The 24,051-nt window shown below is 72.7% G+C and carries 25 protein-coding genes and 2 pseudogenes; 13 read left to right on the forward strand and 14 right to left on the reverse strand.

The window, feature by feature from the left end:
* Positions 1-7: 7 nt before the first annotated feature.
* Positions 8-2,097, forward strand: a pseudogene (gene cutA / locus MVA48_RS15590) (aerobic carbon-monoxide dehydrogenase large subunit).
* Positions 2,094-2,756, forward strand: a complete 663-nt coding sequence (locus tag MVA48_RS15595) for an SRPBCC family protein (protein WP_246981609.1) — start codon at positions 2,094-2,096, stop codon at positions 2,754-2,756. Before cutA ends, MVA48_RS15595 begins: the two are co-directional and overlap by 4 nt.
* 96 nt (positions 2,757-2,852) lie before the next feature.
* Here MVA48_RS15595 and MVA48_RS15600 read toward each other — a convergent pair whose 3' ends face one another.
* Complete coding sequence (locus tag MVA48_RS15600) at positions 2,853-3,668, reverse strand: ABC transporter permease subunit (RefSeq protein ID WP_371821153.1); 816 nt, start codon at positions 3,666-3,668, stop codon at positions 2,853-2,855.
* A gap of 76 nt (positions 3,669-3,744) precedes the next feature.
* Positions 3,745-4,539: an ABC transporter ATP-binding protein gene (locus tag MVA48_RS15605; RefSeq protein WP_246981611.1), complete on the reverse strand. Its 795-nt coding sequence runs from the start codon at positions 4,537-4,539 to the stop codon at positions 3,745-3,747.
* A 192-nt stretch (positions 4,540-4,731) separates the two neighbouring features.
* Here MVA48_RS15605 and MVA48_RS15610 point away from each other — a divergent pair, with 192 nt between their 5' ends.
* Together MVA48_RS15610 and MVA48_RS15615 are read left to right on the forward strand one after the other, a co-directional pair.
* Positions 4,732-5,874, forward strand: coding sequence for a sensor histidine kinase (locus MVA48_RS15610; protein ID WP_246981612.1), 1,143 nt, complete (start codon positions 4,732-4,734; stop codon positions 5,872-5,874).
* A complete protein-coding gene (locus MVA48_RS15615; protein ID WP_246981613.1) occupies positions 5,871-6,530 on the forward strand; it encodes a response regulator transcription factor in 660 nt (219 codons plus the stop codon). Before MVA48_RS15610 ends, MVA48_RS15615 begins: the two co-directional genes overlap by 4 nt.
* Here MVA48_RS15615 and MVA48_RS15620 read toward each other — a convergent pair.
* Complete coding sequence (locus MVA48_RS15620) at positions 6,418-6,900, reverse strand: hypothetical protein (protein ID WP_246981614.1); 483 nt, start codon at positions 6,898-6,900, stop codon at positions 6,418-6,420. The two genes, MVA48_RS15615 and MVA48_RS15620, sit on opposite strands and share 113 nt — an antisense overlap.
* A gap of 189 nt (positions 6,901-7,089) precedes the next feature.
* On the opposite strand from MVA48_RS15620, the gene MVA48_RS15625 reads away from it, so the two are divergent.
* Complete coding sequence (locus MVA48_RS15625) at positions 7,090-8,010, forward strand: oxidoreductase (protein WP_246981615.1); 921 nt, start codon at positions 7,090-7,092, stop codon at positions 8,008-8,010.
* On the opposite strand, the gene MVA48_RS15630 is transcribed toward MVA48_RS15625, so the two are convergent.
* The 4 genes from MVA48_RS15630 to MVA48_RS15645 form a co-directional block, all read right to left on the reverse strand.
* A complete protein-coding gene (locus tag MVA48_RS15630) occupies positions 8,007-8,555 on the reverse strand; it encodes a hypothetical protein (RefSeq protein ID WP_246981616.1) in 549 nt (182 codons plus the stop codon). The genes MVA48_RS15625 and MVA48_RS15630 overlap by 4 nt on opposite strands.
* 5 nt (positions 8,556-8,560) lie before the next feature.
* Positions 8,561-9,691, reverse strand: coding sequence for a serine hydrolase domain-containing protein (locus tag MVA48_RS15635; protein ID WP_246981617.1), 1,131 nt, complete (start codon positions 9,689-9,691; stop codon positions 8,561-8,563).
* A gap of 202 nt (positions 9,692-9,893) precedes the next feature.
* On the reverse strand, positions 9,894-10,646 hold the full coding sequence (locus tag MVA48_RS15640) for a hypothetical protein (protein WP_246981618.1): 753 nt from the start codon (positions 10,644-10,646) through the stop codon (positions 9,894-9,896).
* 212 nt (positions 10,647-10,858) lie between these two features.
* A complete protein-coding gene (locus MVA48_RS15645; protein WP_246981619.1) occupies positions 10,859-11,479 on the reverse strand; it encodes a dihydrofolate reductase family protein in 621 nt (206 codons plus the stop codon).
* A gap of 134 nt (positions 11,480-11,613) precedes the next feature.
* Here MVA48_RS15645 and MVA48_RS15650 point away from each other — a divergent pair, with 134 nt between their 5' ends.
* On the forward strand, positions 11,614-12,801 hold the full coding sequence (locus MVA48_RS15650) for a sensor domain-containing phosphodiesterase (RefSeq protein WP_246981620.1): 1,188 nt from the start codon (positions 11,614-11,616) through the stop codon (positions 12,799-12,801).
* Here MVA48_RS15650 and MVA48_RS15655 read toward each other — a convergent pair.
* Positions 12,791-13,693, reverse strand: a complete 903-nt coding sequence (locus MVA48_RS15655) for a diguanylate cyclase domain-containing protein (protein ID WP_246981621.1) — start codon at positions 13,691-13,693, stop codon at positions 12,791-12,793. The genes MVA48_RS15650 and MVA48_RS15655 overlap by 11 nt on opposite strands.
* 232 nt (positions 13,694-13,925) lie before the next feature.
* Between MVA48_RS15655 and MVA48_RS15660 the strand changes: the two are divergent.
* The 3 genes and pseudogenes from MVA48_RS15660 to MVA48_RS15670 all read left to right on the forward strand — a co-directional run.
* A pseudogene (locus MVA48_RS15660) lies at positions 13,926-15,343 on the forward strand (hydantoinase/oxoprolinase family protein); the annotation flags it as partial.
* Between the two features lie 117 nt (positions 15,344-15,460).
* Positions 15,461-16,000 carry a hypothetical protein gene (locus MVA48_RS15665; protein ID WP_246989259.1) on the forward strand — a complete coding sequence of 180 codons (540 nt, stop codon included), beginning with the start codon at positions 15,461-15,463 and terminating at the stop codon, positions 15,998-16,000.
* Positions 15,997-17,922, forward strand: a complete 1,926-nt coding sequence (locus tag MVA48_RS15670; protein ID WP_246981622.1) for a hydantoinase B/oxoprolinase family protein — start codon at positions 15,997-15,999, stop codon at positions 17,920-17,922. The genes MVA48_RS15665 and MVA48_RS15670 overlap by 4 nt, the downstream gene beginning before the upstream one ends.
* Positions 17,923-17,991: 69 nt before the next feature.
* On the opposite strand, the gene MVA48_RS15675 is transcribed toward MVA48_RS15670, so the two are convergent.
* The 3 genes from MVA48_RS15675 to MVA48_RS15685 form a co-directional block, all read right to left on the reverse strand.
* Positions 17,992-18,153, reverse strand: a complete 162-nt coding sequence (locus tag MVA48_RS15675) for a hypothetical protein (protein ID WP_246981623.1) — start codon at positions 18,151-18,153, stop codon at positions 17,992-17,994.
* 32 nt (positions 18,154-18,185) lie between these two features.
* Entirely contained in the window at positions 18,186-18,536 is a 351-nt protein-coding gene (locus MVA48_RS15680; protein WP_246981624.1) for a hypothetical protein, read from the reverse strand.
* A gap of 131 nt (positions 18,537-18,667) precedes the next feature.
* Positions 18,668-18,868, reverse strand: coding sequence for a hypothetical protein (locus tag MVA48_RS15685; protein ID WP_246981625.1), 201 nt, complete (start codon positions 18,866-18,868; stop codon positions 18,668-18,670).
* A 196-nt stretch (positions 18,869-19,064) separates the two neighbouring features.
* Here MVA48_RS15685 and MVA48_RS15690 point away from each other — a divergent pair, with 196 nt between their 5' ends.
* A complete protein-coding gene (locus tag MVA48_RS15690; protein ID WP_246981626.1) occupies positions 19,065-19,757 on the forward strand; it encodes a hypothetical protein in 693 nt (230 codons plus the stop codon).
* On the opposite strand, the gene MVA48_RS15695 is transcribed toward MVA48_RS15690, so the two are convergent.
* Together MVA48_RS15695 and MVA48_RS15700 are read right to left on the reverse strand one after the other, a co-directional pair.
* Positions 19,742-20,191 (reverse strand): cupin domain-containing protein, encoded by a 450-nt coding sequence (locus tag MVA48_RS15695; RefSeq protein ID WP_246981627.1) that lies wholly within the window; start codon positions 20,189-20,191, stop codon positions 19,742-19,744. The two genes, MVA48_RS15690 and MVA48_RS15695, sit on opposite strands and share 16 nt — an antisense overlap.
* Positions 20,192-20,276: 85 nt before the next feature.
* The gene (locus tag MVA48_RS15700; protein ID WP_246981628.1) at positions 20,277-20,867 is read right to left on the reverse strand and encodes a hypothetical protein; all 591 of its coding nucleotides are present in this window, start codon (positions 20,865-20,867) and stop codon (positions 20,277-20,279) included.
* A gap of 191 nt (positions 20,868-21,058) precedes the next feature.
* Between MVA48_RS15700 and MVA48_RS15705 the strand changes: the two genes are divergently transcribed.
* Entirely contained in the window at positions 21,059-22,216 is a 1,158-nt protein-coding gene (locus tag MVA48_RS15705; RefSeq protein ID WP_246981629.1) for a sensor histidine kinase, read from the forward strand.
* Positions 22,213-22,893, forward strand: coding sequence for a response regulator transcription factor (locus tag MVA48_RS15710; protein ID WP_246981630.1), 681 nt, complete (start codon positions 22,213-22,215; stop codon positions 22,891-22,893). Before MVA48_RS15705 ends, MVA48_RS15710 begins: the two co-directional genes overlap by 4 nt.
* On the opposite strand, the gene MVA48_RS15715 is transcribed toward MVA48_RS15710, so the two are convergent.
* A complete protein-coding gene (locus MVA48_RS15715) occupies positions 22,873-23,352 on the reverse strand; it encodes a J-domain-containing protein (protein ID WP_246981631.1) in 480 nt (159 codons plus the stop codon). The two genes, MVA48_RS15710 and MVA48_RS15715, sit on opposite strands and share 21 nt — an antisense overlap.
* A 40-nt stretch (positions 23,353-23,392) precedes the next feature.
* Here MVA48_RS15715 and MVA48_RS15720 point away from each other — a divergent pair, with 40 nt between their 5' ends.
* On the forward strand, positions 23,393-23,926 hold the full coding sequence (locus MVA48_RS15720) for an NUDIX domain-containing protein (RefSeq protein ID WP_246981632.1): 534 nt from the start codon (positions 23,393-23,395) through the stop codon (positions 23,924-23,926).
* Positions 23,927-24,051: the final 125 nt, after the last annotated feature.

Consider the following 24,051-nt stretch of genomic DNA (forward strand, 5'->3'; position numbering starts at 1 on the left):
GATCGTCATGGTGGTCGCCACCGACCGGTACGTCGCCGAGGACGTCGCCGAACGCATCCTCGTCACCTACGAGGAGCTGCCGGTCGTCGTCGGGGTGGACGCCGCCCGCGAGGCGACGCACTGGGTGCACGAGGACGTCCCCGACAACCGGGCCGCGCACCACCACCAGGAGACCGGCGACGTCGAGGCGGCGCTGGCGACGTCGCCGCGGACGCTGTCGTGGACCCAGTACATCGAGCGCAGCGCGTCCATGCCCATGGAGGGCCGCGGCGTGCATGCGCGCTGGGACCCGGACGACGGCTCGCTCCGGGTGCACACCGCCACCCAGGCGTCGACGTCGGTGCGTGCGGCGATCGCCGCCAAGCTCGAGCTGTCACTGGACAGGGTCGAGGTGATCGCGCCCGACGTCGGCGGGGGCTTCGGTGTGAAGATCATGCACCCGTGGCCCGAGGAGCTGCTGGTGCCGATGGCGGCGATCGCGCTCGGCGCCGACGTCAAGTGGGCCGAGGACCGACGGGAGCACTTCATCTCCTCGGCGCACGAGCGGCAGCAGCGCCAGGACATCACCGTCGGCTTCGACGACGACGGCCGCATCAAGGCCCTCGACGTCCACGTCCTGCACGACAACGGCGCGTACACGCCCTACGGGATCATCGTGCCGATCATCACCGCCACCCAGCTGGTCGGCCCGTACGCCATCCCGGTGTACCGGGTGCAGGTCGAGAGCCTCTACACCAACACCGTGATCGTGACGCCGTACCGCGGCGCGGGCCGGCCACAGGCCTGCTACGCGATGGAGCGGACCATGGATCGCATCGCCGACAAGCTCGGGCTCGACCCGGCCGTCGTCCGGGAGCGGAACCTCATCCAGCCCGAGCAGTTCCCGTACGACCACCGGCTGACGTTCCAGGACGGCCGGCCGGTCATCTACGACTCGGGCGACTACCCGGGCCTGCTCGACAAGCTGCGCGCGCTCGTCGGCTGGTCCGAGGCCGACGCCCTGCGGGCCGACGCCAGGGCGCGCGGCAAGCTGCTGGGCATCGGGATGGCGCTGTACGTCGAGGGCACCGGGCCCGGCCCGTACGAGGGCGGGCACGTGCAGGTGCTCGGCTCCGGGAAGGTGCTTGTCTCGACGGGGCTGACGTCGCAGGGCCAGGGCCACGAGACGTCGTTCGCGCAGATCGTCGCGGACGAGCTCGGGGTGCCGATCAGCGACGTCGAGGTGACGACGGGCGACACCCGGCGCTTCCCGTACGCGGTGGGCACGTTCGCGTCGCGGGCCGCGGTGATGAGCGGCAACGCGATCGCGCTGGCCGCCCGGGGGTGCGCGAGAAGGCGCTGCGGATCGCGTCGGACGTGCTCGAGGCCGACGTCGACGACCTGGAGATCGACAACGGCGTCGTGCAGGTCAAGGGGACGCCGGGGGCGTCGATCCCGCTGCGCACGGTGGCGGTGCTGTCCAACCCCCTGCGGTACGCGTTCGACGAGGCGGCGAAGCAGGCGACGCAGTTCGCCATCCCGGGCGACGACTCGAAGCCGCCGGTGGCGGTGGGCGATGCGCCGGGGCTGGAGCACCGGGACTACTACTCGCCGATCCGGTCGACGTTCGCCTCCGGCGCGCATGCCGCGGTGGTGGAGATCGACCCGGCGACGTGGGAGATCGACATCGTGAAGTACGCGGTGGTGCACGACTGCGGCAACGTGGTGAACCCGATGATCGTCGAGGGCCAGGTCCAGGGCGGCGTCGCGCAGGGCGTGGGCGGGGCGCTGTACGAGCGGATGGCGTACGACGCCGACGGGCAGTTGCAGAACGCCTCGTTCATGGACTTCCTGATGCCCTACGCCTCGGAGGTGCCGGACATCGACATCGACCACCAGGAGACGCCGTCGCCGCTGAACCCGCTGGGGATCAAGGGCGCCGGCGAGGCCGGCGTCATCCCCGGGACGGCGGCGATCGCGTCGGCGATCGAGGACGCCGTGGGACGGCGGATCGCGTCGATGCCGATCTCGCCGACCGAGCTGTACGACCTGGTGCGATCCCCCGACTCGGAACGGACCGCGACGGCTGCCCGTCGCGAGGCAGGAGCGATGGCGTGAACCTCGACGGCTCTGCGGTGCTGCATGCCGACCCCGACAAGGTGTGGTCGGTGATCACCGACCCGGCCGTGCTGGCGCGGACGATCCCCGGGTGCGAGTCGCTGGAGCAGGTCGGCGACGACGAGTACAAGATGAACGTCACCGTCGGGGTGGGCGCGATCCGCGGGACCTACGCCGGAGAGGTGCGGCTGTCGGACCAGCAGCGGCCGAAGTCCTACGTGATGCACGCATCCGGCGCGGGCGGCCCGGGGAACGTGCGGGCGAAGGTGCTGATCAACCTGGAGCCGTCGGACGAGGGGACGACGCTGACCTACTCCGCGGACGCCGTGGTCGGCGGCGCGGTGGCCGGCGTGGGCCAGCGGATGATGACCGGCGTCGCCAAGCGCATGGCCGGCCAGTTCTTCAAGGCGATCGACGACGAGCTCACCGGCGCCGTGGTGCCGATCTCGACAGCGCCATCCGCGGCGGCTGTGAGCGACACCGGACTTGCCGCGGCCGGCGCGCCCGCCGAGGCACCGCGCGTCTTCACCGGCAAGGCGGCTGCGACAGGCGCCGCGCCGACGGACCTCCAGTCCGTCCTGCTGGGCGCCGCCGCCGGCGCGGCGCTCACCCTGCTCGGCGTCCTGGTCGGCTTCCGCCTCGGCCGCCGCAAGGGCTGACGACCGACGGCACCCCTGGCTCTCGGGATCAGAACGCAGTGAGGGCTGCCTCCCCGTTGGGGGAGACAGCCCTCAGACCGTGCTGACCCTGCGGGGTCAGGCCACCGAGCGGCGGCGGGTGATGACGATCCCGGCGATGGTCGAGATGACCACCCAGGCGCTGATCACCACGATCGGCGTGGTCGCCGCCCCGTGCTGGGCCAGCGTCACGATCGAGGAGGCCGGGTCCAGCTTCTCGGCGATCTCCGGCTTGACCGAGTTCACCACCGGCAGGATGCCGAGGACGGTCAGGTAGGTCGCGATCATCGCGGCGGCCGAGTTGCCCACCGCCGCACCGATCCCGGCCCCGATGACCGCGAACGCGGCGCCGGAGGCGATGACGGCGATCACGGCTTGGCCGGCCGCGAACCAGACGACATCCGGCGTGACGACCGCCAGCGTGCCGACCGCGAGTCCGACGCCGACCGCGGCGAGCACCAGGCCCAGCACGGCCATCGCCGTGGCCTTGGCGGCGAGCACCCGTCCCCGCTGCGGAACCAGCAGGTAGGTGCGCTCGACGCTCTTGTGGGTCCACTCCCCCGCAGTGGAAAGCACGCCGAGAGCGAGCAGGACGAGGGCGATCAGCATGCCCATGATGCCGAGCGCGATGGCCGCGACCACTCCGCCGCCGCTGGTCAACGTGGCGAGCAGCACCCCGAGCGGACCGACTCCGACGGCCAGCGCGGCCACTGCCTTGCCGGAGCGGGTGGACAGGGACTTGCGGATCTCCAGGCCGGTCAGCGCCGGGAAGGACGGACCGGTCCGTCGGGCCATCGATCCGGCGGCCGGAAGGGTGGCGGTTGCGGTGGTGCTCATCGCGGATGCCTTTCGGTGCGAGGTGGAGGAGGTCGGCTGGATGAGGGTGGTGGTCATGCCGCGTCCGTGAGCTGGAAGAAGAGGTCCTCGAGGCCACGGTCCTGCGGCCGCAGGTCGGTCAGCACCAGGCCGTTCACGGCGGCCACCCGGCCGACGCGCTCGGCGTGGCCGCCGGCACGATCAGGGAGCCGTCCAGCTGGGGACGGGCCTCCAGGTCGGCCGCCCCCAGTGCCGCCGACAGGGCGATCGGGTCCAGTGCCCGCACGACGGTCCCGTCCGAGCCCAGCAGCTCGGAGATCGGTCCGTCGGCGACGACCTTGCCGCCGCCGATCACCAGCAGCCGGTCGACGGTGTGCTCGACCTCGCCCAGCAGGTGCGACGAGAGGAGCACGGTGCCGCCGCGCGCCGCGTGCCCGCGCAGGAGGTCGCGCATCCAGCGGATGCCCTCCGGGTCCAGCCCGTTGGCCGGCTCGTCGAACATCAGGACCGGCGGGTCGGCCAGCAGGGCCGCCGCGATGCCGAGGCGCTGCCGCATGCCCAGCGAGTAGCCGCCGATCCGTCGTCCCCCGGCGGCCGTGAGACCCACCAGCTCGAGGACCTCGTCCGCACGGGAGGCCGGGACGCCCAGCGTCGCGGCCAGCAGCCGCAGGTGGGTCCGCCCGGTGCGCCCGGGGTGGACGGCGCCCGCGTCGAGCAGCGTGCCCATGACCGCGCCCGGGTTGGGGAGCGAGGTGTAGGGCCGGCCGTCGATCAGCGCGGTGCCGGAGGTCGCCGGCACCAGGCCGGTGATCATCCGCATCGTCGTGCTCTTGCCGGCGCCGTTCGGGCCGAGGAAGCCGGTCACCGTGCCGGGCTCCAGCTCGAACGTCACCTGGTCGACGACCGTCCGGTCGCCGTACTTCTTGGTCAGTCCGCTGACCGTGATCATCTCGGTTCTCCTCGTCGCTTCCGGTCCATCCGGTGTCACGGCACAGAGAACCGGTCGGCGCCGCTGCCTCGCGTCAGTCGCGAGCAGCGAATGCGCTGGTCGGACGTCGATCGCCCGTCATCCGAAAGTTGACCCCAGGGGTCATCCCGCGGCCGACCCGGGGACGACGATCGCCGCCCTACGCTGGCGCCCATGAGGCTCCGCGCGCGCTTGTGGCCGGGCCTCTCCGTGCGCAGCATCTGGTTCGAGGTGCTGATCGCGGTGCTCGGCGGGCTCAGCGTCAGCGCCGTCTCCTGGACCCCCGGCCCATCGCTGGTCTCCACCGCCACCGCCGCCGTCGCCTCGACGGTCGTGAGCCTGGCCCTGCTGTTCTTCCGCCGCCGCGCCCCGCTGGTTCCCTTCCTGCTGGCGGCCGCCCTCGGCGCCGTCCAGCCCGCGATCGGCGGGTCCATCCCGCTCAGTGCCTACGCAGTCGGCCGCTACACCGACCGCTGGCCGCCCCGAGTCGTCGCCGGCGTCGTCGGCTCCGTCGCCGTCAGCCAGTTCTGGACCGAGCCCTCGGTCGGCGAGATCGTCGGGGGCCTGGCGTCGATCGCGTTCATCGTGCTGCTGCCCGGCGCGATCGGCGCCTGGGTGCGCGCCCGCGCCGACCTCATGACCGCGCTCACCGAGCGGGCCGAGAAGGCGGAGGCCGAGCGCGAGCTGCTGGCCCGCGAGGCCATCGCCAGCGAGCGCGCCCGCATCGCCCGCGAGATGCACGACGCCGTCGGCCACCGGGTGAGCCTGATGGTCCTGCAGGCCGGCGCCATCGAGATGGCCGCCGCCGACCGCGGCCGCGTCGAGCAGCTGGCCTGCCAGGTCCAGGTGGCCGGCCGGCAGGCCCTCGACGAGCTCCGTCAGGCGGTCGGGGTGCTCCGGGACGGCGAGGACGACGGCGCGCCGCTGACGCCCCAGCCAGGGCTCGACGACCTCGAGCGGCTGGTCAAGGAGTGCCGTGCCGCCGGCATGACCGTCGCATTCACCCAGCCGCGACCCGACGCCGCGCCCGTGGAGCCGGCCGTCTCCCGTGCTGCCTACCGCATCGTGCAGGAGGCGCTCACCAACGCCGGCAAGCACGCACCGGGAGCCGCGGTCACCGTGGACGTCGTCCGCGAGCCGGACCAGCTGCTCGTCCGGGTCGTCAACGGCCCGCCCATCGGGCCCGCCTTCGACCGCACGGGCGGTGGCTTCGGCCTGGTGGGGCTGAGCGAGCGGGTGCGCACGCTGGACGGCACGTTGCGGGCAGAACCGCGGCTGGACGGCGGCTTCCTCGTCGAGGCGGTGCTGCCGGCGTGACGATCAAGGTGCTGCTCGTGGACGACGAGGAGCTCGTGCGGTTCGGTCTGCGCACCGTGCTCGAGGCGTCGGGCGACTTCGCGGTGGTGGGGGAGGCGGCCAACGGGCTGGCCGGCGTCCATGCTGCCGAGGAGCTGCGGCCCGACGTCGTCCTCATGGACATCCGGATGCCGGTGATGGACGGGCTCAGGGCGACGCGGGAGATCCTCGCCAAGGCGCATCCGCCGCAGGTCGCCGTCCTCACGACGTTCCACGCCGACGAGTACGTGTACGCGGCGCTGGCCGCCGGAGCCGCCGGCTTCCTGCTCAAGGACACCCCGCCCCGCGAGATCGCCGCTGCGGTGCGGGCGGTCGCCGACGGCACCGCCACGCTGTCGCCGAAGGTGACCGCGACGCTCATCGAGTCCTACGTGGATAAGCGGGCCGCTCCGCGCAAGGCGCAGGCGTTGCGCCGGATCCGTGAGCTGTCCGACCGCGAGCGCGAGGTGCTCACCCTGCTCGGCAGCGGCGAGTCCAACGCGGAGCTGGCGAAGAAGCTCTACGTCAGCGAGGCGACGGTGAAGACGTACGTCTCCCGGCTGCTGGCGAAGCTGGACCTGGCGAACCGGACGCAGGCGGCGATCCTGGCGCACGAGGCAGGCCTGCTCGACGGGTGATCGCCAGCAGGGCCAGCGGCAGCACGACCGCGCCGGCCTGCAGGGCGACCAGCACCGTCGCCTCGAGGGGCGTCGCGTGCTCGAGATGTGCCACGTGGAACACGAGGTGCGGCAGCGCGAACGCCAGGTAGGCGAGCAGTGCCACGACGACCAGCCGCCGCTCCAGCCAGATCGCTGCCGCGGTCAGCGCGATCGCCAGCCCGAGCGTGGCCCCGCCGACGTCGCGCATGAGGTGCTCGCTGAACGGCGGCGTGAGGTCGACCGTCGGCACGTCCTCGTAGAAGCTGCGCGGGAGGAACGCCGTCCACAGGCCCAGCACCCACTCGACGGCGGCCAGCAGCACCAGCCCCGCCCTCAGCATGGTCGTCATGGCTTGTCTCCCTTCGTCCTCATGGAGACGGGACAGGCAGCCTCCGTGTGACATGGCGCTTCCGCGGAATCGTCCTGGGGGCGCGACTGTGCGCGGATCCACCTCATCTCTCGCGGATGGCGTGGACAGGCGCACAACGGCCGGAGGGTTCGACAGCGCGCCATCGCGGCGGCACGCAGACTGGGCCGCATGTGGACCCCGGCCGACATCCCTGACCTGACCGGACGCGTCGCGGTGGTGACCGGTGCCAACGGCGGCCTGGGCCTGGTCACCGCGCACGAGCTGGCCGGCGCCGGCGCCCACGTCGTCCTCGCCGCCCGGGACCAGGCCAAGGCCACGACGGCCGAGGAGCAGATCCACGCCCGCAACCCGCGGGCCGAGACCGAGATCGTCCCGCTCGACCTCGGTTCGCTGAAGTCGGTCACCGATTCGGCCGGGACGATCAGCTCGAAGCACGAACGGGTCGACATCCTCGTCAACAACGCCGGTGTCATGGCCATGCCGGAGCGGCGCACCGAGGACGGCTTCGAGATGCAGCTCGGCGTCGACCACCTCGGCCACTGGGCCTTCACCGCGCACCTGATGCCGGCCCTGCTGAGAGCAGAAAGGGCACGCGTCGTCACCGTCACCAGCACGGCCCGGTTCATGGGCGGCGTGGTCGACCCGCAGAACCCGCACCTCGAGGGCAGGTACAAGCCGTGGCGCGCCTACGCCCAGGCCAAGCTGGCCAACTACCACTTCGGCCTCGGACTGCAGCAGCAGTTCGCCAAGGCGAAGGTCGGCGCCATCAGCCTCATCGCCCACCCCGGCCTGTCCGACACCGACCTGCAGTCGCGCGCCGTCCGGGAGCAGGGCGGCGGCTGGGGCGCCGCGCTCTCCGAGGTCCTGGCCAATCGCGCCGGCATGTCCCCCGCCGAGGGTGCCCGCCCCCAGCTCCGGGCCGCCACCGACCCGCACGCCAAGGGGGGCGAGCTCTACGCCCCGCGGTACGTCTCGAACGGTCCCGCCGTCCGCCGGCCGATCCTGCGCCGCTGGGACCTGCAGCGGCGCATCGACGAGCTCTGGCAGGTCAGCGAGCGGGAGACCGGCGTGGCCCTGGACGTCGGTTAGCGGCGGTCCTCCGCGCGCAGCGCCACGGCGGTGAGCAGCTCCCACCGGATCGCCGAGCTGCCCGGCCCGACCACGAACCAGTAGCGGTCGAACCGCTTCCGCGCCTCCGCATCGGTCGCGGCGATGCGGGTCTCGCAGCTCAGCCGCGTCCCGCCGACCGACGGCGACAGGCGGAACTCCATGCCGACGCGCACCCACCCCGGCTCCGACCAGTCCCGCACGCCGGCGGCATCGAGCGGTGGCCCCTGCTCTCCGCCGGTCATGCGCCACGGCCGCAGCACCCCGCCGAAGACGACGGCCCGCGGCGGCTCCGAGCTCAGGCGCGGGATCGGCACCACGTCGAGGAAGGTCTGGCGCAGTCCGCCGCGCCACCGACCCGTCAGCAGCAGAGGCAGCACGCGCATGCCGCCCAGCACCATCGTCAGCGGCAGACCGGTCAGCTTGATCGCGTGCAGCTCGTCCCACACCACCTGCGCCGGGGCGTCGATCACCCGCGCCTGATGGGTGACGTGGTCGGCCCCGGGGACGACGTCGTCCAGATTCACGCCACTCACCCCACCGCGTCGTAGACGGCCCGGACGTAGGCCTCGGCCCGCGGCGAGCCGATGATCCCCGGCGCCATCCGGTTCATCATGTAGGTGATCGTCAGCCGCCGGTCCAGGTCCATCACCGCCAGCGAGCCGCCCCAGCCGCCCCAGAACGCCACCCGCCCCGACGGCACGTACGGCACGATCGGCGACCCCAGGCAGTAGCCGATCCCCCAGCGGAACGGCTGCTCGAGCACCAGGTCCACCCCGTCGGCCTGCACCTGGAAGATCAGGTCGATCGTCTTCTCCGACAGCAGCCGCCGGCCGCCCACCTCGCCGCCCAGGGAGAGCACCCGCAGGACGTCGAGCACGCCACGGGCGTTCGAGTGCCCGTTGAGCGCCCCCAGGTCGGCAGCCCGCCACTCCGGCGAGGAACACGCCTTGGTCGACATGACCGGGCCCATCCACGTCCGCATGGCCACCGTGCTCAGGTCGGTGGACGGGTCGGGATCGACCCTCGGCGGAGGTACGAGATCAGCGATCCGGTCCCAGTCCTGCGGCCGGGCGCCCACCTGGAAGTCGGCGCCCAGCGGCCCGGCGATCTCGTGCTCGACGAAGTGCTCGAACGTCGTGTTGGTGATCCGCCGGATGACCTCGCCGACGAGGTGTCCCTGGGTGGCCGCGTGGTACCCGGACGCCGCCCCGGGCGACCACCACGGCCGCTGGCGGGCCAGCCGTTCGCAGGCGGTCTCCCAGTCGTACATGTCCCGGATCGAGAAGGGCTGCTCCCAGCCGGAGACGCCCGAGGTGTGCGACATGATGTGCCGCACCTCGACGTCCTTCTTGCCCTTGGCCGAGAACTCGGGCCAGTAGTTGCCCACCGGCGCGAAGACGTCGAGGTCGCCCCGCTCGACCAGCATCAGCGCGGCCAGGTTGAGCACGCACTTGGTCGTCGACCAGACGTTGACGATGGTGTCCTGCGTCCACGGCGCCGTCCGGGCCTCGTTCCGCCAGCCGCCCCACAGGTCGACGACGGTCTCGCCGTCGAGGTCCACCGCGACCGACGCGCCGAGCTCGTCGCCGTCCAGCTGCTCGGCCAGGGCCTCCCGCACCCCCGCGAACCGGTCGTCGCAGCTGCCGTGCACCTCGGCCATCGGCCCTCCTCGCCCCCCGGAGACGCCCTTGTCATCCCTCAAGATCAGACCACGACGCCGGAGAGCCGACAACGCACGGCGGGCAGTTCCGGACCGGTACGTTGCCGACCGATGACCAGGGTGCGGGCAGCGGTGGGCGGCGCCGCCCTGCTCGGGCGGGCCGCCCGCCGCCAACCGGCGGTCAGGTGCTCCGTGACCCGACCTACGTCGCTCGAGCCCCCGCGGCGGCGTGGTGCCGTGGCCGCATCAGCAGCACGATGCTCGTGGCGAGCGCCCAGACCATGAACAGCAGGAATCCGCCGAACCCGCCGATGCCCACGAACCATGCCTCCTCGCTGCCCTCGAAGACGGCACCGAGGCTCACCACGAGGAGGACGGCGACCGCGCCGGCAAGCCACCCGAGCCACGTCGGCAGAGCGTGGGTACTCAAGATCGCGCCCGTCGCACCGATCATCATCGCGATCCCTGCGGACACCGTGCCGAGCCCGACCCAGTAGTCGAGCACGGCCAGCGTCGGGAGGGTCGAGGGGTCAGCCGTCTCGGCGGCCTGGACCAGCGCGAGGTACAGGCCTCCCGAGACGAGGATGGTGGCGACGAACGCAGCGCCGGCGATCGCGAAGAGGCCGGCCATCATGCCGCCCTCGCCCTCGTGCCGCCGGAACCTGCTCCACAGCCCGGCGAGGAAGACGATGAACGCGATGTCGGACAGGAAACCGAGCAGCAGCGACATCTGGTGCCCGGTCCGGTCTTCGCTCAGGGCCGACGCGAGCTGATCCGGTCCGATGTCGAACTCCGGCGTATCCGGGGTGAAGAAGCTGGCCACCACCAGCAGGAAGAACAGCAGGCCGGCGATCGCGGTGATGCGGTCCCACCGCGATCGCCGCTCGCCAGAGGTCTCGCCGGTCCGGCCCGTGCCGGGCGGGCCTCCCGTCTCGAAGCCGGGTCTGGTCTCCATGACGTCACCCCTTCCGGTGCACGGGACCGGCCGACCGTCGGCGCTGGTCCGCGACGAGTGTGGAACCGATCCGGGACGGCGGCGGCCGTTTCTGCGCGCGAAGTTCGGCAACGAGCGGTACGTGTCGGTCCGGTGATCGAGTCCGCTGAGCACGCTGCGCCTGGTCTACGCGGCCGACGACCCCGTGGTGACGGCCGCAGCCGACCGGGCGGTCAGTTGTACTCGGGGCCGACCGAGCCGAGCTCGACCTCGCCGACCCGTTGGAAGGTCGTCATCAGCACGCCGGTGGACGACGCCCTGGACGACGTCAGCCGCCAGGTGCGCGGGATGGTCCCCTCGCCGAAGAGCCGCTTCCCCTGACCCAGCGTCACGGGGAACACCATGAGCCGCAGCTCGTCGACCAGGTCCTCCGCCAGCAGCGTCTGGATCAGCCCGGCCGAGCCGTGCACCTGCAACTCCCCGCCGTCCTCGGCCTTCAGCGCGCGGACGGTGGCGGCCACGTCCCCCGACAGGAGCTCAGCGGTCTCCCACTCGATCGACGTCAGCGTGCGGGAGGCGACGTACTTCTTCTTGAAGTTGATGCCTTGGGACACCGGGTCATCGCTGATCATCTGCGGCCAGGAGGCGTGGAAGATCTCGTACGTCGTCCGGCCGAGCAGGAAGTCCTGGGCGCCGGCGAACCACTCGTTCATCTGCTCGCCCATGCCCTCGTCGAAGTGCGGCGGCAGCCAGCCCTCGTAGCCGAAGCCACCCGAGGGGTCCTCCCCGGCGCCTCCGGGGGCCTGCATGACCCCGTCCATGGTGACGAACGTGGTGACGACGAGGGGGCGCATGGCGATCTCCTTCGAGACGGTGGGACCGATCCCGGCTGGCGGCCCGTCGACCAGACGTCGAACGGGCGGGACGCGAATCGACCCGACGGGCGACCCTTCTTCAGAAAAGGGCTGCGGACGTCGATGGGGTAGACGTGGCCCGTCAGCGCACCGACGCCGAGCAGCAGATCGCCGACCTGCTGCACACGGCGCGCAAATCGCTGCGCCTGAGCGTCGCCTTCCTCAGCCGGCTCGACGGCACGACCCAGCACCTCGAGGTGGTCGACTCGGCCATCCCGGTGCTGTTCTCCGACGGGATGACGCAGCGCCAGGAGACCTCGTTCTGCCAGGCGATCATCGACGGGCGGCTGCCGGCGGTGATCCCCGACGTGAAGGCCTTCCCGGAGGCGATGAAGCTGCCGACGGCGAAGATCCCGCGGATCCGCAGCTACGTCTCCGCGCCCGTGGTGCTCAGCGACGGCTCGCTGTACGGCACCTTCTGCGCCTTCGGGCTCACCTCGGACAAGGAACTCACCACCCGCGACAAGACGCTGATGGACGTGCTCGCCTCGGCCGCCGCCGTCATCGTCGAGCCGGGGGTGCGCTCGCAGCAGGAGCGAACCGAGATCGAGACCCGCCTTGGGCCGGTGATGGCGGCCGGTGGCCCGGTCATCGCCGTCCAGCCGATCGTCGACCTCTCCACCGGGTACCGCGTGGGCGTCGAGGCGCTGAGCCGGTTCCCCGCCGAGTGGGGGAAGGCGCCGGACGTCGTCTTCGCCGAGGCGCACGGCATCGGCGCGGGGCACCGCCTCGAACTGCTCGCGCTCCAGCGCGCCGCCGAGGTGCTGGCCGACATCGACGGCTACGTCTCCATGAACGTCTCCCCCGGCACGCTCCTGACCGCCGCCTGCCAGGCGCTGCTCGCCCGCCTGCCGCTCGACCGGGTGCTGCTGGAGCTCTCCGAGCACGACCAGGTCGAGGACTACGACGCCCTCGACACCGCCCTCGCGCCGCTGCGCCGGGCCGGCCTGCGGCTGGCGATCGACGACGTGGGCGCCGGCTTCTCGTCGCTGCGGCACATCGTCGTCACCTCGCCCGACGTCATCAAGATCGACCGCAGCATCGTGACGGGCGTGCACGAGGACCCGGTCCTCGCCAAGCTCGTGCACTCGCTCGTCGAGTTCGCGCACGGTTGCGACGTCCAGGTCGTGGCCGAAGGCGTCGAGACCGCCGCCGAGGACGTCGTCCTGCGCACCCTCGGCGTCGACTACGGGCAGGGCTGGCAGTTCGGCCGCCCGGGGCCGGTGGACGCGCTGCGACCCGCGGCGGCGCTCACCGCCTGAACCGGTGGCGGTGCGTCTTCACCCCGTACATCGCCCGGTCCGCCCGGCTGATCAGCTCGTCGGCGGTCTCACCCGGCCGACCGACCGCCACTCCGACGCTGACGCCGACCCGCAGCGGCCCTTCCGGCCCCGGATAGGGAGCGCCGACGCACTCGGTCACCCGCCGGGCGAGCTCCTGCAGCTCCTCCTCGTCGCGCCGCGAGCACATGATCACGAACTCGTCGCCGCCGAACCGGGCGACCAGGTCGTACGGGCCCGTGTGCGAGGTGAGCCGGCCGGCGACCTCGGCGAGGAGCGCGTCGCCGACGGCGTGCCCGTGCTCGTCGTTGACGGTCTTGAACTGGTCGAGGTCGCAGAACAGCAGCGCGCAGCCCGGACCGTCCGCCAGGTGGGCGTGCAGCGCGTCGAACAGGGCGCCACGGTTGGCCAGTCCGGTGAGCAGGTCGGTCTGCGCGCGGGCGTGCAGTTGCGCCTCGCGCAGCCGCTCGCTGGTCACGTCCACCGCCACGCAGCCGATCGCATAGGGGCGGCCGTCCTCGTCGTGCAGGACGGTGTTGCGCATCGAGACGCGCCGCCGCTCGCCGTCCCCGGTCAACCAGTCGCCCTCCTGCGGAGTCGCCACCCCGGTGGCCATCGCCCGCTCGACGGCGTCCTGCGCCAGGGCCACGTGCTCCGGGACGACGTACACCTCCCAGAACCGCTGCCCTTCGAGCAGTTCGGCACTCAACCCGGTGAACCGCTGCAGAGCCGGGTTGGCCAGCAGGATTCGGCCGTCGCCGTCGACGATGCAGATCAGGACGTCGCTGGCCGCGACGAAGGCGAGCAGCAGGTCATCGGGGTGGAGGGCAGGCGCGCAGCCCCATCCCTGCGAGCCTCGTCCCTGCGCGATCACCCCTGGCACTCCCTGGCGTCGGGTGGGCGCACCGCTGAGGGGCGCCGTGCCGGGACGATACGGCGGATCTCCTCGCCCGTCTCCGGTCGGCTGACGGATTTTCGGTCCGGGGTTGCACGCTCCGCAACGTTTGCGACCGATCTCGGCCCGCCGGCCAGCCGCCGCACCGCGGCCGACGACGCCACCCCCGGGCCACTTCCCGACCCGTTATCTCAGCGCTAAGGTTTCTGCCATGAGCGCGCGCCGGGTCCGTATCGGGATCGACACCGGGGGCACGTTCACCGACGTGGTCGCCGTCGACGAGGAGTCCGGCCGCACGACGACCACCAAGACGCCGTCCACCCCCGCGGACCCGGCCGAGGGCTTCCTCACCGGCGTCCGCAAGGTGCTCGACCTCATGGGCCTCCCCGGGGAGGCCGTCACCGCCGTGAGCCACGGCACGACGGTCGCCACCAACCAGCTGCTCGAGGGCAAGCTCGACCGGATCGGCTTCATGACGACCGAGGGCTACGAGTCCGTCCTCGAGATCGCCCGCCAGTCGGTCCCCGACGGCTACGGCAACAGCTACTTCTGGGTCAAGCCACCGCGGATCGTCCCGGCCGACCTCGTGCGCACCGTGCGTGGGCGGCTGGACCACACCGGAGCCGAGGTCCGCCCGTTCGACGAGGACGACGCCCGCGCCGCGGCCCGCTTCTTCGCCGACGCCGGCATCTCGACGGTCGGCGTCTGCTTCCTGCACGCCTACGCGAACGACGCCCACGAGCGCCGCATGCTCGAGGTGATCCGCGAGGAGCACCCCTCGGCCGTCGTGTCCATCAGCTCCGAGGTGCTCCGCGAGTACCGCGAGTACGAGCGATCGGTGACCACGCTGGTCGACGCCGCCGTGAAGCCCAAGGTGGCCGCCTACGTCACCAACATCCGCGGGCGGCTCGACGAGATCGCCCCGGGCGTGCCGTTCTACGTCATGAAGAGCAACGGCGGCGTCCTCTCGGCCGGCGAGGTCGTGCACCAGCCGATCACGACGATGCTGTCGGGCCCCGCCGCCGGCGCCCTCGGGGCGGCGCTGATCGCCGGCACCGCCGGGTTCGACCGGGTGCTCACCTGCGACGGGGGCGGCACCTCCACCGACGTGACCGTGGTCATCGACGGCGAGCCGACGCTCACCACCGAGGGCTCGGTCGGCGACTACCCCTCGAAGATCCCGATGATCGACGTGGTCACCGTGGGCGCGGGCGGCGGCTCGATCGCCTGGCTCTCCCCGAGGGGACGCTCAAGGTCGGCCCCCAGTCGGCCGGCGCCGATCCCGGCCCCATGTGCTACCCGAACGGCGGCGACCAGCCGACCGTCACCGACGCCCACGTCGTCCTCGGCCGGATCCCGCCCCACCTGCTCGGCGGCGAGATCCCGCTCTCGGTCGACGCGGCACGCACCGGGCTCGAGCAGCTCGGCGCGAAGCTGAACCTGGACCTCGAGCGGGCCGCCACCGGCATCCTCGAGATCTCGGCGTGGAACCAGGCCAACGCCCTGCGCCAGGTCACCGTGGCCCGCGGGCTCGACGTCCGCGACTTCACCCTGACCACCTTCGGTGGCTCCGGCTCGCTGCTGGCCTGCCGGCTGATGGACATCCTGAACCTGCCCCGGACGCTGGTGCCCCCGAACCCGGGCAACGTCAGCGCGTTCGGGTTGCTCACCGTCGACGTCCGCAACGACTACGTGCAGACCGTCGTCTCCAAGCACCTCGACCTCGACCTGGGCCGCGTGCGGTCGGTGTTCGCCGAGCTGGAGGGACAGGCGCAGACGGCCCTGGACGGCGAGGGCTTCGAGCGGTCGCAGCAGCGCATGCAGCGCACCGCCGACCTGCGCTACGTCGGCCAGGCGTTCGAGGTCCGCGTCCCGGTGCCCGACGGCCAACTCGACGCCGAGGGCAGTGACACGGTCGCTCAGGCGTTCCACGCCGCGCACCGCCAGCTGTACGGCTACGACTTCGCCGACGACCCGCGCCAGGCCGTCGAGTGGGTCAACCTGCGGGTCAGCGGGATCGGGCCGATCCGCCGTCCGGACATGGTCGAGCTGGAGATCCGCGCGGAAGGCACGGTCGCCGGGGCGGTATCGGGCACCCGGCGGGTCTTCTTCGACGACTGGGTGGAGACCCCGACCTACAACCGGCCCGACCTGGCGCCCGGCGACGTGGTCAGCGGCCCGGCCATCATCGAGGAGTTCGGCTCCACCGTCCCCGTCCACCCCGGCTTCGCGGCCACCGTCGACGCCTACGGCAACCTGCTGCTCACCAAGGAGGACGCCCGATGAGCGACCAGAACCGCGGTTTCGGCACCTCCAGCGGCGACCAGAACCGCGGTTCCGGCGCCAAGGTGGAGGCGGACCCGGTCCTCGTCGAGATCGTCGCCGGCACGCTGGCCGCGATCGAGAAGGAGGTGGAGACCTCCATCGGGCGGACGTCGCGGTCGCCGATGATCCGTGACGCCCACGACTTCCGCGCCGGCATCCACGACCGCAAGCTGCGCAAGCTCACCGGCCGCAGCTACAGCGCCCTCGTGCACCCTGTGGTGCGCGACTACCCCATCGAGACGATGAACGTCGGTGACGTCTTCTTCCACAACGACGTCTACCTCTCCGAAGGCGGCATCGGCCACCTGCCCGACCTGTGCGTCACCGTGCCGGTGTTCGCGTCACCGGACGGCCAGGCTGAGACACCACAGGTCGTGGCCTTCATCCAGGCGTTCGGCCACCACGACGACATCGGCGGCGCCGTGCCGGGCTCGATGCCCAGCGCGGCGACCAGCGTGTACGAGGAGGGCCTGATGGTCCCCCCGATCAAGCTGTGGGACCGCGGCGTGCCCAACGAGTCGGCGCTGAAGATCATGACCCGCAACTCGCGGATGCCCGACTCCCTGGCCGCCGACCTCGACGCCGAGTGCTCGGCCTGCCTCGCCGGCGCCCGCCGCCTCGGGGAGCTGTTCGACCGGTACGGCGTGGCGGCGGTCGAGGCCTGCTTCGAGGCGATCCTGGCCAACTCCACCGAGGTCTACCGGCGGGAGATCCTCAGCCAGATCCCCGACGGCACCTACGTGTGGGAGGACTACGCCGAGCACGACGGCGTCGAGGAGCCCCAGCTGCACCGCCAGCGGATCACGCTGACCATGGACTCCACCCGCGAGACGCCGCTGATCATCGACTTCACCGGCACGGGCCCGCAGGCCAAGGGCCCGATCAACCACTGCGGCGACTACGCCGACGGCAACTTCCTCAAGAAGTGGCTGGCGCCGATCCTGCGCAACCTGGCCGAGTCACCCGAGCGCATGGCCCAGCTCGACGTCAACGAGGGCGTCGTCCCGCTGATCGAGATGCGGTTCCCGGAGAAGGGCACCCTGCTCACGCCGATCTTCCCGGCGCCCACGAACGCGCGGACGTTCGTCATCCTGCGGCTGCTGGGCGTGCTGGCCGGCGTGCTCGCCAAGGCCACCGGCGGCCGGATGCCCGCCGACCAGGAGACGATCCGCTACACCGGCGTCTACGGCACCGACGCAGACGGCCAGCCCTACCTCATGCGCGAGGTGCTGGGCGGCGGCTCGGGTGGGCGGTACTACGCCGACGGCGAGGACACCATCCACGTCGTCCCCGACTCGCGGAACCTGCCGACCGAGTTCACCGAGGGCCGTTTCCCACTGCGCGTGGAGCGGCTGGGCCTGGCTGTGGACTCCGGCGGCCCGGGTCGCTACCGCGGTGGCTGCGGCTACGAGAAGCACATCCGCGTGCTGCGCGACGCGCACTTCATGTCGATCGCCGACCGCTCGATCCTCGCCTGCTGGGGCGTCAAGGGCGGCAAGGCCGGCCGGCCCTTCCAGATCACCGTCGACCCCGGCGGCCCGGACGAGCACGAGGTCGACGCGCTCGCCGACGCCGAGCCGCTCAAGGCCGGCACCGTCGTCCGCATCCGGACGACGGGTGGCGGTGGCTGGGGCGACCCGCTGGACCGCCCGGTCGACGAGGTGCTCCGGGACATCGCCTGGCGCAAGGTGTCGGTCAGCGGCGCGCGCGAGGACTACGGCGTCGTCGTCCTCGAGGACGGCACGTGCGACGAGACCGCGACCGAACAGCTCCGCGGGGAACTGCGGGCCGCCCGCACCGGCGACGAGCCGTTCTTCGACCGCGGTCCGGGCTACGCGCTGCTCTCCGGCGGCGCCGCGTTCAACGAGTTCGACGTCCTCTGACTCGACGCGAGATCTGCACACTCGTGGTCATCAGGCCTTGATGACCACGAGTGTGCAGATCTCGCAGGATCAGGTGACGGGTTCGGTGCTGCCGGGGGTGGGCTTGGCCTCGTCGCCGGGGCCGCCCTCCCCGTCGTCCTCCGCGCCCTCGACGTCCTCGGGAGCGGTCGGCGTCTCCTCCAGGACGTTCTCACGCGCCTGGTCGCGATCGGTACCTGGAACCTCGGTCATGGCGGACCTCCTTCTCGGGGCGGGCCCGGCCGCTACCCGCGCCGGTCGACGGCGACGCCTGCCTTCGCCAGGGGCGAACAGGGTCGACCGGGACGTCGGAGCACCTCCGCCGTACGGGCGTCGGCCGGGAGGAAGGCCTCGATGCTGAGCTCGGCGGCGGTGAGGTCCACCGCCGTCCCGAAGGTGGTCACCGTGCCGAGGAAGCTCAGCACCTCATCGCCGGCCCTCACCCGCAGCGGCACGGCGATCCCGTTGGGCTTGGCCCGGTCCGTTCCGCCGGGAAGCGCGGCGAGCTCGCGGTGCAACGTAGCGAGCTCGGCGTCACCGGTGAGCTGGGCCTCGCGCGCGAGCCGGTGGAGGACGTGCCGCCGCCACTCCGGCAATCGAAGGACCTCGCCAGCAGCTCCGGAGCGACGTCCCCGGTGAACAGCGCGACACTGGATCGTCCTCCAGGCCCTCGTCGTCGCCGGCTTCGCCGGACTGCAGACCGCCGGCCTGCGCGGACGGCAGTAGGTCAGCGGTCCCGGCGGGGCCGCACGCCCGGCCTCCGCGCCTCGCCCTTCACCGGCCCCAGGTCGAGGAACATGTCCAGCGCGGCCACCACGTCCGTCCGACCCTCGACGGGGTCGAGAGCGGGGGCGGGCGCCGCCATCTTGGGCACGGTGACCGCCAGGCTCAGTCCGACGACGCCGGCCGCGATCCTGTCCTTGCGCATGGCTGCCTCCCTCGACTGTCGACGGCGGGCGCGTGTCGCCGTCGCCGGCCTCCACGGCGGCCCTGCGACGGATGCGGTCCGCCACACGGGTGAGGCACCGGAGGGCTTCGCGGATGCACCCGGAGAGGGCCTGGCGCGTACCGATTCGTGACCTCCCGGTGGTAGGAACGCCCCCCACCACTGATCGGCGGTCGGCATGTTCGGGCGAGCAACCCTGGGAGCAGCGGCGGCGCTGACGGCGGTCCTCGCCTGGGCGGCGCCCGCTGCGGCCCTGCCCGAGCCGACGATCCCGCCGGACGTGACCGACTTCTACACCGACGAGGCCGCGGACTGGGCCGCCGCACTGGGCGCGGGCCTCGACAGCGACTTCTCCGACGTCCGCGTCGGCGCCGTCCACGAGGTCTTCTGGTTCTCGAAGGCCTTCGTCGACGGCGAGCCGACCGACGAGCCGGTCCGCCCCTCGGGCACGTGGCTCGGCGTCCTCCAGCGCGGCGACCAGGTCCTCGGCACCCTCGGAGTCTGGAAGCCGGACGGCGGCCGGGCCGAGCCGTTCGGGCTCGAGAACGGCGTCCCGATCGCGACGGCGATGGGCACGCTGGCCCCCACGGAGCTGCTGGTCCAGGACGAGCCGACCGGCGCGTACTACGCGCTGTCGGGAACGGCGGCGCGGCCGCTGAACGACTGGGCCCGCGAGTACCTCTCCGAACCGGGGGACGTCGCGGCGCTCCAGGACGTCGTCGCGGCACGGTACGCCGAACTGGCGAACCAGCCGGCCGAGCCGGTCGACCCGCCGATGCTGCCGTTCGCCCTCGGCGCCATGGCCGTCACGCTCGCGGCAGGCATCGGCGTCGTGCTCGCCCGGCGGCGGCCTCGTCAGACGACCGGGTAGTCGCCGAGGATCTCCGTGCCGTGGGCCGCGGCGAGCGCGATCAGCCGGTCGGCGTCGTCGAGCAGCGCCTCCTCGCCCTGCTCGACGACGGCCGCGAAGAACGCCTCCATCCCGGCCGGGGAGGCCACGGTGAGCATGCGCACCGCCTCGTCGGAGAGGCGCCGCAGGCCGTGCGGGGCCCCGCGCGGGACCAGCAGGAAGGTCCCCGGCCCGGCCGTCGTCTCGGCGTCGTCGAGCCAGACCGCCACCTCGCCGCTGAGGACGTAGAACGCCTCCTCCGCGTCGGTGTGGCTGTGCAGCGGCGTGGTGTCGGCCCAGAACTCCTCCTCGACCAGCCAGTAGCCGCCGCGGGTGGCCGCGGCGTCGGCCTTGGTCGTGTACGTCGAGCCCAGAGCGGTCAGACGCGGACCCTCGCCCGGTCCTAGAACGGTCACCGGCAAACCTCCCGCACGATCGGATGACGGTGATCATGATGGGCTCCCGTGCCGGAGGCCAGGGGTGACGCCGCGATGCAGCGGCTCAAGCCGGAACCGCGGCCCGCGCGACGACCGGAGCCGCGAGCCGCCGGGCCAGCAGGGTCACGGCGATCCCGATGACCAGCACCCGGAAGGGCTCCGGCGCGGGCACGAACGCGAGAGCAGCGCCCACGATCGTCAGCGTTCCCAGCCAGCCCGGCACCAGGCCCGCCCGCAGCAGGGCGATACCCGTCCACAGCCAGCCGACCGTGAACACCACGTACGAGGCGATGTAGCCGACCACCACGCTCGGCAGCCCGGCGTCGAGCACGTCGGGGGCCTCGGCGGCGAGACCGGGGAGCACGAACAGGAGCGCCCACGCACCCCCGGCCACCAGCACGGTGCCGACCACGGCCACCGCGGCTCCCGCGACGCTGCGTCCTTCGTCGCGCAGCCGCGACAGTGCCGCCACCGCTCCGGCTCCGATCCCCAGCAGAGCCACGACCAGGACAGCGGACGACGCGACCGCCAGCGGCGACGTCTCGACACCGGCCTCACCGTCGACGACCATCGCGCTGACCATCAGCGCGAAGCCCACGACCGCCGCAGGCCCGGCGACCGCCCCCAGCGGCCGCAGCAACGACGCCAGTTCCATGACGACTCCCTTCCTCCCCGATCCCCGCTGGACCGGCCCGGGACGAGGGTCGCCGAACGGCGGGCCGGATGTCTCCGACCCGACGGACGAACCGCCTCCTCCTCACGGACGAGGGACCCGCCCCCGCAGGTGGTGGTGCGGCGGGACCGTCGAGCGGCAGGCTGACGGCCGGCTGAGGTGAGGGGGTTGCGGTGCTGACCGTGCGCGCGACATCCGCGCAGGCGTGGCTGGACGTCGCCGTCCCGGCCCTGCTGGCCGTCCTCGCGGTGACCCAGCTGGTCGTCGACGAGCCACCGGGTGACCCCGCGCTGATGACGGTCTGCGCACTGGTCACGGTGCTGCCGCTGGCGGCGCGTCGTCGAGCTCCCGTCCTCGTGACCGCGGTGGTCGGTGCCGGGACCGTGGGTCAGGTACTGGCGGCCGACGGTGCGCCGGCCACGTTCGCGTCCTTCGTCGCCGTGATGGTCTGCGTCTACACCCTCGCCCGGGAGGCCCGCCCGGTCGGCATCGCCGCGGGCCTGGCGATCGTGACCGTGGCGGTCACCGTCCTCACGCTGCTGCAGGCCCGCGCCGAGCCCTTCCAGCCGTTCGAGTTCGTCTATCCACTGTTCTACTTCGGCGCCGCCGGCGCACTGGGCGCCCTGGTGCGGCGGCGCTCCGAGCGGCTGGCCGCGGTCGAGGACCGCGCCGTGACCCTGGAACGGGAGCTGCAGCGCGAGGCCGAGCTCGCCGCCGCGGAGGAGCGGGCGCGGATCGCCCGCGAGCTGCACGACGTCGTCGCCCACGGCCTGAGCCTCATGGTCGTCCAGGCGGAGGCGGCCGAGGAACTGCTCGGCCGCTCGCCGACTGCTGCCGCCCAGCCGCTGCAGCGGGTGCAGGAGACCGGCCGTCAGGCCCTGGCCGAGATGCGCCGCCTGCTCGGCGTCCTCCGCGATCCGGAGGCCGGCCCGCCCGCGACCGCGCCGCAGCCCTCGCTGCGCCGGCTGCCCGACCTGGTCCGCGAGGCCGCCGACGTCGGACTGCGCGTGGACGTCGAGGTGGCCGGCGAGCAGATCGCCCTCTCCCCCGGGCTGGAGCTCGCCGTCTACCGGATCGTCCAGGAGGCCCTCACCAACACCCGCCGGCACGCCGGCGCGTCACGGGCCTGCGTCCAGCTGGCCTACTCGCCGGAGGCGCTGCGGATCGAGGTGACCGACGACGGTCGGGGCCCGACCGGCAACCGCGACGGGCACGGGCTGATCGGCATGCGGGAGCGCGCGGCCCTGTACGGGGGCACCCTCGAGGCCGGTCCCGCCGACACCGGAGGTTTCCGCGTCGCCGCGGTCCTCCCCCTGGAGGACGGTCGATGAGCATCCGGGTGCTCGTCGCCGACGACCAGGCGATGGTTCGGGAGGGGCTGCGGCTGATCCTCGACCTGCAGGACGACATCGAGGTCGTGGCCGAGGCGGGTGACGGGCAGTCGGCCCTCCGCGCGGTGGCCGAGCACGCGCCCGACGTCGTCCTCATGGACATCCGGATGCCGGGCATGAACGGGCTCGAGGCGACCGAACGGCTGCTGCGCGGCGGACGCCCCGGGCCACGGGTGCTGATCCTGACCACCTTCGGCGAGGACGAGTACCTCTACGCGGCGATGCGGGCCGGCGCCAGCGGCTTCCTGCTCAAGGACTCTCCGCGGGCCGCCCTGCTGCACGCCGTGCGCACCGTGGCCGACGGCTCCGCGCTGCTCGACCCGGTGCTGACGCGGCGACTGATCGAGGACTGGGTGCGTCGCCCTCCACCGGGCTCGACGGTGCCCGAGCCGCTGCGCCGGCTCACCCCGCGTGAGCTCGACGTGTTCACCGGCCTCGCGCGCGGTCGGTCGAACGCCGAGATCGCCGCCGGGCTGGTCCTGTCGGAGACGACGGTGAAGAGCCACGTCGCGCACGTCCTGGCCAAGCTCGGCCTGCGCGATCGCGTCCAGGCGGTGGTGCTGGGCTACGAGAGCGGACTGGTCCGTCCCGGCGACCTACCGGCGCCACCGGGATAGCCACCGTCGCCGCGCCGCCGGCGCCGGCTCGACCGGAGGCGGCGGGTCCGGCGGCCGGCTCCGTTCCCAGGCGGCCACGACCGCGTCGGCGTCGGCGAGCCCGGGCACCGGGGCCCAGCGGCTCTCCTGGGGACGACGCCAGAACGCCTCGACGCGAGCGTTGTAGTCGTCGACCAGCGCCCGGACCTCGGCCGCGGAGACCAGCCGGGCGGCGCGGTCGGGCAGCTCGTCCCGCTCACGCCGCAGCGCCAGACCCGGCGGCAGCATCGCCGCCGTGTCGACGCCCTCGCGGCGGGCCTTGACCAGCGCCCAGTCGTAGGCGGTCTCCTCGCGGTGCAGCCCCGGGATCGGCTTGCCCGCCCCGGGCAGGTGCTCGAAGTCCCCGCGGGCGATGCTGCGGTCGATCTGGGAGTCCACCCAGGTCGCGAACGACATCCCCGGCGGCTTGCGCTCGGTCATCGCCTCCATCGTGACAGGCATTCCGTGACAGGCTCCGGCCATGCGGACGACGAGCAGCCGAGAGGTCTACCGCAACCCGTGGATGCGGGTGCGCGAGGACACGTTCCTACGTGGCGACGGGTCGACCGGTCTCTACGGCGTCGTCGAGCGGCCCGACTTCGCGCTCGTCGTCCCGGCGGAGGACGGCGGCTACTGGCTGGTCGAGCAGTACCGCCACCCGATCGGCCGCCGCTCCTGGGAGTTCCCGCAGGGCACCTGGAGCGAGGGCGCCGGCGGGTCGGCCGAGGAGCTGGCCCGGACCGAGCTCGCGGAGGAGACCGGATTGCGGGCTGCCGCCCTGCGCCACCTGGGACACCTCGATCTCGCACCGGGCATGTCCACCCAGCAGTTCGACGTGTGGCTGGCCACCGGGCTGACCCAGGGGCCGACCGCCCGGGAGGCCAGCGAGGCCGACATGCGGTGCCGGTTCGTGCCTCGCGACGAGCTGCGGGCGATGGTGGCCGACGGCCGGTTCACCGACGGCCCGTCGTTGGCCGCCTACAGCCTCCTGCTCCTGAGGGGTGCCCACCCGTAGTGCGAAGGTGACCGATCTCGCACGACTCTTCCCTCACGTGAGGGTCAGGTTTCCCGCAGGATGGACGACGACCGGCGCACCGCGTCACCGATGTCGTCGAGCGCCTCCTCCTCCACCGGAAACGG

Origin of the sequence: Blastococcus sp. PRF04-17, assembly GCF_023016265.1 — a bacterium.
Lineage (GTDB): Bacteria > Actinomycetota > Actinomycetes > Mycobacteriales > Geodermatophilaceae > Blastococcus_B.